We start from the raw sequence: 6065 nt of genomic DNA on the forward strand, positions 1-6065 counted from the left end.
ATCCCTCTGTGATCGCGACGATGATACGCCATCACACTGTGGGACTAAACACCTAAACAAGCTTGAGTTGGCGGGCAGGGCATGAAACGGGTGCTCAAGGCGCCTAAACCATGCGACACTATGACTGCGGAATTTGCCGTGAAGACTTGCTGTAGGAGCCACGCATGATGGATGATCTGTTCGCAGCTTTGGAAACGTCGGAACCAGCACGGCAGGACTTGGCCGACGGTGCTGTGCTGTTACGGCGGCGTGCAGTGCCTTGTGAAAGTGATCTTCTGGAAGGTGTGCGGCTGGTTTCGAGTCAATCGCCGTTTCGCAACATGGTCACTCCAGGCGGCTTTTCGATGTCTGTTGCGATGACCAATTGCGGAGATGCCGGCTGGGTTACGGACCGCCGTGGTTATCGTTATCAGGGCAATGACCCGGAGACAGATAAATCATGGCCCGCGATGCCTTCTGTGTTTCGGCAATTGGCCGAAGAAGCTGCAGCAGAGGCGGGATATAATGGATTTTCGCCCGACGCGTGCCTGATAAACCGATATGAGCCCGGGGCACGCATGTCTCTGCATCAGGACAAGGATGAAAAAGACTTCAAAAATCCGATCGTTTCGGTATCACTTGGGCTGGCTGCGACATTTCAATTCGGTGGGCTGAAACGGACTAATCCTGTTGCCAAATATGTGCTGCAACACGGCGATGTTGTGGTGTGGGGCGGCCCGTCACGCCTGTTTTATCACGGCATCCTGACCTTGAAAGATGGCGACCACCCACGGACGGGCCATGTTCGATATAATCTCACATTTCGCAGGGCGTTTTGAGTGTTTTGGAGCGGTGAGTGGAGAAATGTCCGCAGTAAAACAGCGCTCATGTGTCGCAAGTCACTGTAAATTAATGAAATTAAGATATTCGATGACATCATGATGGCTGCGCGGAAATGGGGGATGTCGCGTTTGCTGACCTGTGACTGTTTTGCACGAGAAAGCCCGCGATTATGGAAACACATATTGTCTTTGGTGGATCCGGTTTTATTGGCACGCATTTAATCCGGCGTCTCGTCAAAGGCGGAGTAAAAGTCATATCCGTTGATCGGAAGCCACCACGTGAGAAACTTGCTGGGGTGGATTACCGGCTGGCGGACGTCAGAGACCTCTCAGATCTTGATATCGATGCAGGTGTAACGCGCATTTATAATTTTGCGGCAGTTCACACCACGCCTGGTCATCCGACGCACGAATATTATGAAACCAATATTCTTGGTGCGACTGAAATAACGGCGTTTGCACGACGTTTTGATATCCGCGAAATTGTCTTCACCAGTTCCATCTCCGTATATGGACCAAGTGAAGAAACCAAACAGGAAGATACGCCGCCAGCGCCTGAGTCAGCTTATGGCTGGTCTAAGTTTATGGCCGAACGTATTCATCGTGCCTGGTTTGACGAAAACGAAAATAGGCGATTGATCATTTGCCGCCCTGCTGTTGTTTTCGGACATGGTGAAGGTGGTAACTTTACCCGCATGGCAAAGCTGCTTGGAAAAGGCTTTTTCGTTTATCCCGGACGCAAGGATACGATAAAAGCGTGTTTCTACGTTGGTGATTTGCTGGATGCGCTCGACTTTTCGGTTCAGCAGACAGAACGCTTTATTCTGTTCAACGGCTGTTATCCCGATCGCTATACGCTTGAACAGATTGTTGAGGCGTTTCGTAATGAGTATTTTCGGATGGCCAGAACTTTTCTCGTGCCGCGCTTTGTTGTGACAACAGCAGCAACCTTACTGAAACCGTTTTCAGCTTTGGGCTTGGGAATCCATCCGGACCGTGTCACGAAACTTGTCCGGTCGACGGATGTTGTGCCGGGTTGGCTTGAGCGAAAGACATATGCAAAATCGGGCATGCTTCCGTCCGCATTTCAGCGTTGGAGTGCCGATAGTAGCGGCCGCTTTGATTGAGGGTGTTTTACGGCTCATATTAAAAAGCTCCCATTAAGGGAGCTTTTTGCCTTATGCGATCATTTTGAGGATCGTTTCGCGAACGTATGTTTTTAAACGAAGTTGGCTTACCTTGGTGTCTTCGGTGGATTTGACCACCTCCAAAGGTTGGCTCAACAGATTTGCAAGTTCTTCCTGCGTCTCGGCGATATAAATACCTGGGCGCTGGCGGAGCTGCGATACTGTTGCGAGTTGATGGTCGTTGCGATGTTCACCCATCGAAGACAATCGGGGAACGAGAATGATCGGCTTGGCGTATTTGTAGGCTTTCAACACAGTGCCGATGCCAGCATGAGCAATAATAACCGAGCATTCTTTCAATGTGCGGTCAAAATCAATTGGATCAACTGTAGCGCTGAACTTCATGTTTTGCGGCTGATAGGTGCTGACGCCTACCTGCGCAAAAATTTCTTCATCGAGAGACGGCGCAATGTCGTCGATCATCTTGATAAGGCGATCAAAGGTAAGCTGCGTTCCGACAGTAACGATAACAGGGCCCCTTTATAGGTTGGTCCTTGATTGTCGCTCAAATGCTCCCACTGCGTAAGCCAGGTGTCGGAGATGTAACGGGCGATCTTCCCCGACATTGATAACTGCTCGACATTGGCAAAACTGTCGATCCAGATGGCCTTGGCGCCAATGAGCTTGCCAAACATCATGCAAATAATGCCAGGTGCAGCGCCCGTGGAAATAATCACCTTTGGACGAACGGTGTAAACAATCTTTGCGCACTCGATAAAGCATTTGAGCAGCAAAAGCGGTTGATTGCGATTGCAGTCATTGACCACGCGCCCCTGTTTGCCGGCCTGGCGCAGCAACTCTTCTTTTGTCGTGACAAAAACAGGCGACATGTCTTCGAATGCTTCAGAAACAAGCAACAACTGCTGCCAATGCCCGCCGCTCGATGCGACGGCAAGAATATTCTTTTTCATGTATAACCTCACGAATGCTGCCGTTAAAATGTCCTGATACGCGAACGCATCAGGCGCGGCTCAGTCGACACCAAAGATGTCGCGGGTATATATTTTTTGCGTCACGTCAGCGATCTCAGGCGTGATGCGGTTTGCTAGAATGACATCGCTACAAGACTTAAACTCTTCCAGGTCTTTGATGACCCTGGAACGGAAAAACTCATTTTCATGATAGCTTGGTTCGTAAACCACAACTTCAATGCCCTTGGCTTTGATACGTTTCATCACGCCTTGAACGGATGAATCTCTGAAGTTGTCGGAACCGACCTTCATCGTCAGGCGGTAAACGCCGACAATCTTCGGAGACAGTCTCTGAATGCTTTCAGAAATGAAATCTTTTCGTGTCGAATTCGAATCGACAATAGCACGAATAAGAGATTGAGGCACTTCACTGTAATTTGCCAACAACTGCTTGGTATCCTTCGGCAAGCAATAACCGCCGTAACCGAAAGATGGGTTGTTGTAGTGGTTGCCAATGCGTGGGTCGAGGCAAACACCTTCGATGATTTCCCGTGTCGTCAGTCCGCGTGAAGCTGCATAGGTATCCACTTCATTGAAATACGCCACGCGCATTGCGAGATACGTATTGGCAAACAGTTTGATAGCTTCAGCTTCGCTAGGCCCCGTAAACAGGACAGGCACATCTTTCTTGATGGCGCCCTCCAGGAGCAAATCCGCAAAAGCCTTGGCTGCATCCGATTTATCACCCACGATGATACGCGATGGGTGCAGGTTATCGTAAAGCGCTTTACCTTCACGCAGAAACTCCGGCGAGAAGATGATGTTGTCGTAACCTGTCTGCTCTCGCAGGGATTCTGTAAAGCCCACAGGAATCGTCGACTTGATGACGATGCACGCGGTACGATTGACTGCGAGAACAGCATTGACCGCTGACTGAACGGCCGTTGTATTAAAGTAGTTTGTTAGCGGGTCGTAGTTAGTTGGTGTTGCAACGATCACGAAATCGGCGCCCGTATAGGCAGACGCACTGTCGGTGGTGGCCGACAGGTTCAATTCCTTTGTAGACAGAAATTCTTCGATGTGCTCGTCGACAATCGGTGATTTGCGAGCTGCAACGAGATTAACACGCTGTTGAACCAGATCAACAGCGACGACTTCGTGATGCTGGGCGATAAGAACGGCGTTGGACAAACCAACGTAACCAAGTCCGGCGACTGCAATCTTCATATAAAAGCTTCACAAATTGAGTAAAAAATGCCGCCCTAGGCGACGCCAATGTACCTAATCAATAATGATTATCCTCACTTATTGATAAGGTTTTGTCAATCTGGCTGGTTTCTTGCGTTCACTACGACGACGCAGGTTGCGCCAAAATCTTACAATATCGTTTATTGTGATCGAATTGTTCCCTCTTCATTCGTTTTGTGTTTTGGCAAGTGCACGCTAAAAGTTCAGGTTCATACGAGGGGGTTGCATCAAAATGGGTCAGAAATGAAGCGCATTTGTTTAAGGTGTTCATGGTTTCTGGGCGATAATTACCATAGATTTCGCGAGTGGATGAATGCGACCGGTGCGTATAATTTCGATTGACTTAAATCCTGCATCCGACAGCAATACGGCAATTGTTTTCTCGGACCAAAATTTAATGTGTCCATGATCTCGCAATGCCATGAAATGGTCATCCATTTTGCCCGAGAGCGCCAAGGCAAGATTCTTCCAGTACCCATGATATGGTGTTGAAATTATCAAAGTACCGTTGTTTGCAAGAAGACGAAATGCAGTTTTAGCGAATATCTTTGGACGATAAAGATGTTCGATGACTTCCATTGACACTACCGCATCCCACTTGCCAAAACGAGCATGGAGATCCTCATAGGCAGATGCTTCTTCAAATAGTTGGTCAGGAAACCGCGAGCGAGCACTCGCAATTGCGGAGATCGAGGGGTCGCTTGCGAGGACAATATAACCTTTCCTGGTCAGCAAATTGGCGAGATCTCCCGTTCCGCATCCAATTTCAAAGACCCGACGAATAGATGTATTTTTCTCAAGACCTTTAAGTATTGCCGGGAGTAGGTATGAAAGAGATCTGTTAGGTTTTCCATGGTGATAATCATCCGCAAGCTCCTGGTAGTCGTTACTCCGCGTCAACGCCGCCGTCATTTGCGAATCTCCAGCTTATTTCCATGAGCTAGAATTCATCTTGCGGGCTCCTTGGTCAAAGGCATTTATTGTCGGCAAGTGGAGTTGCCCCTTAAAAACCGGACAGGATCAGGTTTCAGTTTGACGGTCTAAGAACTCACGAGGCGAGCAATACCCCAATGCCTTATGCGGGTGAAGGGTGTTGTAGTGTTCGAACCATGAGGGCAGTTGCGCGATGACGGTTATGGCGTCCGGCAAAGGGTTGACCGAGACATAATCTCGCTTGAAGGTTTTCACGAAGGCTTCGGCCATTCCGTTGGATTGGGGGCTTCGAACGGGCGTTGAACAGGGCTCCATGCCGATATCGATAAGCAGCGATCTGGTTTCTTTTGCGATGAAGCAGGAGCCGTTGTCCGTCAGCCATTCGATTGGCTTTGGAAGGGTGTTGATGAGACCGAAACGGTTCTCAACAGCCGTGATGACAAGGTCTTGGACGTCCTCGCTCTTGATGCCCTCGGTTGTCGCGACATGGGCGATGGCCTCTCGATCACAGCAATCGAGAGCGAAAGCAACGCGCACCTTCTCCTTGTTGTCGCATCCGATTTCTAACCCGTCTGAACACCAACGCAGATTGGATTGCTCGACGGCGACGCGGCCATCGTGGCGACGGGTGTCGATTGCACCCGTATGGCGCTGAAGAAGCATGCCGTGAACCTTCATCACCCGACGAGGCAAGCCGCGGACGATTGTCTCCGACAATGGCACGGAGATGACCAGCATGGCCGTTCTGGAATGGTGCCAAAACACTCACGTCGAATGGCATTATATCGCACCGGGCAAGCCTATGCAGAATGGCTTCGTAGAGAGCTTCAACGGAAGCTTCCGTGACGAATGCCTCAACGAAACACTGTTCTCGTCACTGACGCAGGCGAGGATCGAAATCGCAGCTTGGAAGGTAAGCGCCGTTTTGAGAGCACGTCGGTTTACGCTTGACGGAATGGAATGAC

At 49.7% G+C, this 6065-nt stretch carries 6 protein-coding genes and 2 pseudogenes; 3 read left to right on the top strand and 5 right to left on the bottom strand.

Features of this window, described 5'->3' with window-relative positions; all coding sequences use genetic code 11:
- Positions 1-167: 167 nt before the first annotated feature.
- Positions 168-818 carry a DNA oxidative demethylase AlkB gene (gene alkB / locus RT613_RS23550; protein ID WP_313618796.1) on the top strand — a complete coding sequence of 217 codons (651 nt, stop codon included), beginning with the start codon at positions 168-170 and terminating at the stop codon, positions 816-818.
- A 173-nt stretch (positions 819-991) separates the two neighbouring features.
- The gene (locus RT613_RS23555) at positions 992-1948 is read left to right on the top strand and encodes an NAD(P)-dependent oxidoreductase (RefSeq protein ID WP_313618791.1); all 957 of its coding nucleotides are present in this window, start codon (positions 992-994) and stop codon (positions 1946-1948) included.
- A gap of 51 nt (positions 1949-1999) precedes the next feature.
- Here the strand turns inward: RT613_RS23555 and RT613_RS23560 are convergent, their stop codons facing one another.
- From RT613_RS23560 to RT613_RS23580, 5 genes and pseudogenes are all read right to left on the bottom strand, one after another.
- Complete coding sequence (locus tag RT613_RS23560; RefSeq protein WP_313618792.1) at positions 2000-2431, bottom strand: glycosyltransferase; 432 nt, start codon at positions 2429-2431, stop codon at positions 2000-2002.
- Complete coding sequence (locus RT613_RS23565; protein WP_313618793.1) at positions 2428-2919, bottom strand: glucuronosyltransferase; 492 nt, start codon at positions 2917-2919, stop codon at positions 2428-2430. Before RT613_RS23565 ends, RT613_RS23560 begins: the two co-directional genes overlap by 4 nt.
- A gap of 60 nt (positions 2920-2979) precedes the next feature.
- Positions 2980-4146 (bottom strand): nucleotide sugar dehydrogenase, encoded by a 1167-nt coding sequence (locus RT613_RS23570; protein ID WP_313618794.1) that lies wholly within the window; start codon positions 4144-4146, stop codon positions 2980-2982.
- Between the two features lie 288 nt (positions 4147-4434).
- Entirely contained in the window at positions 4435-5079 is a 645-nt protein-coding gene (locus RT613_RS23575; protein ID WP_313618795.1) for a class I SAM-dependent methyltransferase, read from the bottom strand.
- Between the two features lie 108 nt (positions 5080-5187).
- A pseudogene (locus RT613_RS23580) lies at positions 5188-5784 on the bottom strand (DDE-type integrase/transposase/recombinase); the annotation flags it as partial.
- Between RT613_RS23580 and RT613_RS23585 the strand changes: the two are divergent.
- Positions 5777-6010: pseudogene (locus tag RT613_RS23585) on the top strand (integrase core domain-containing protein); the annotation flags it as partial. The pseudogenes RT613_RS23580 and RT613_RS23585 overlap by 8 nt on opposite strands.
- Between the last annotated feature and the right edge of the window lie 55 nt (positions 6011-6065).

This window comes from Agrobacterium sp., assembly GCF_032092815.1.
Classification (GTDB): domain Bacteria; phylum Pseudomonadota; class Alphaproteobacteria; order Rhizobiales; family Rhizobiaceae; genus Agrobacterium.